Below are 2,101 nucleotides of genomic sequence, written 5' to 3' on the forward strand. Positions count from 1 at the left end.
CGGCTGTTAGAACTCAATCTGTACGAGTGCCCACACAGATGATTGCTTTATATTGTTAAAGAACGTTTTGAGTCGCTTTAGCGACTCAAGGGATGCGAATAATACACCCTTTATTTTTCAAGTCAACACTTTATTTTAAACTTTCTTTTTAGAAGATTTAAAACCGAAGCTTTATTTAACTCTATGAGTAGTTGCTGCCTTGCTATGCTTCGGCGTTTCCCGTCTCAGTGGGGTCGCATTATAGGGAGATTCGAGCGAGGGTCAATGTTTTATTTCAGCTTTTTGACAATTAAATGAATTTAGTATGAAAGCTATACAAATAAAGAGCTGCGACGCTTTTTCTGCCTATTAAATAATCTATGTATGAGCGGCAAAACTATATGCATACATAAAATTATACTATTTAGCTCTGTTAGGTTAAGCCAACTAAAGTTAGTCAGTTGGCTTTTGATAAAATATTGCGTATGTCATTAATTAAAAGCTGTAATTAAAGCCTGCGTAATAGCGTCTACCCGAATAGCTCGAGTTAAGTAATCGTGCATCTGTATCATTACCTAAACGCGTTACCGATTCCGACTTAGTTAAATTAATGACGGCAGCTGTTAAACTTAGTCCTTCGTATAAGTTAACCGACGCATTAACATCAACCTGTTCGTATGGGTCTTGATATACATTTAATCCACTATTGAGCCCCCAATACTGTCTCCCCTCGTTTATTATATGATGCACGTATATTAAAGGCGTCACCTTCATAGTAAACAGAAGTGTTGTACTGATACTTTGCACTGCCTATTAATGCAGACTGACCAAACTCTTCACCATTTACTGTTACCTCTGCTTTATTGGTTTTGTTATAGGTGTAGTTTGCGTAAAAACCAAAACCATTATCAAACGCATGCCGAATAAATACCTCCACGCCTTTAGATACTGCATCGGTACCATTACCCACAGTGCTGTACGGAGCTATATTAATAGTATCTGCATCTACTATATTATTTTTACCGGCAAAGCTTTGCTCTACGTCTATTACATAGTGGTACAACAAAGTTGTCTACTTTCTTATGAAAAAGCGCCAACCCAACCGCAGAACCCTTTGCATAATAATACTCAATAGATAAATCAGCTTGCACCGATTCAAATGGCTTTAAGTTTTTATTACCGCCACAGCCGCTAAAGCCTGGTTGTTCATTAAATGCAGCTCTATCATTTGCCCATTCATCCGATACAAACGTAATACGCTGCTGCGCACCTAAATCGCTGTAATCAGGACGAGACATTACTTTTGCTATTGCCCCACGAATAACTAAATTATCAGTTGCATCCCACGCTATATTAAAGCTTGGTAATATTTGAGTATCTTTGTTTTTTTGAGTGACTAACTGATAGTCTTCTACAAAGCGTGCGTCACCCGTTACTGGCTCGCCTGTTTCGTCATTTGTGTGATCTAATTGGTAGGTATATAAGTCAGTAGATGAAGTAAGTGTTTTTGTTTGCACAACACGCACGCCCAAATTACCTCTTACTTCACTAAACTCAAAATCGCCTTGAATATAAAAAGCAGATATTTTCTCTTCTATATCGTAAACAAAATTATCTTCAATGCGCGTATAAGGAACATAGCTAGCAGTGAACATATCGCGGTATTTATTCCAATCGATACTTGGCATTTGGTTTATATCAAACCCGCCTACTATATTGCTCTCACTTGTAAATACATTTTGAGCTAATGGCATACCGCCATTCCACTGGTAACTATCAAAACGCGTAATACCTTGCTCGCTTGCTTCGCCTGCAGCTATGTTGAAATTGGGATCTAAAAAGAAAGTATTACCAGTTTCACGATGAAGACTTGAGTTACGGTATTTAACACCGGTTCTAATTGTTTTTAAAAAGCCCCAATCAACATAAAAATCCACATCAGCTTGGTAATAATCTTCCTCAAGCTCACTGCGTACAAAACTTGAGTTTGAAGAGCCCGCATCACGACCGCCTCCAATTCCATTTTGTAAGTTAGTTAATGTATTAGGGTCAATATTAAGTGACACATTGTTTTGGTTGAGTGACCAGCCTGCCGTTTGAGCTGCATTTTGAATAGTGGCTG

1 pseudogene is annotated in these 2,101 nt (G+C 38.2%); it reads right to left on the reverse strand.

Annotated features, from left to right (window positions below):
- Window positions 1-474 precede the first annotated feature (474 nt).
- Window positions 475-2,101, reverse strand: a pseudogene (locus L656_RS01000000121790) (TonB-dependent receptor); the annotation flags it as partial.

Source organism: Pseudoalteromonas sp. TAE56 (assembly GCF_000497955.1).
Lineage (GTDB): Bacteria > Pseudomonadota > Gammaproteobacteria > Enterobacterales > Alteromonadaceae > Pseudoalteromonas.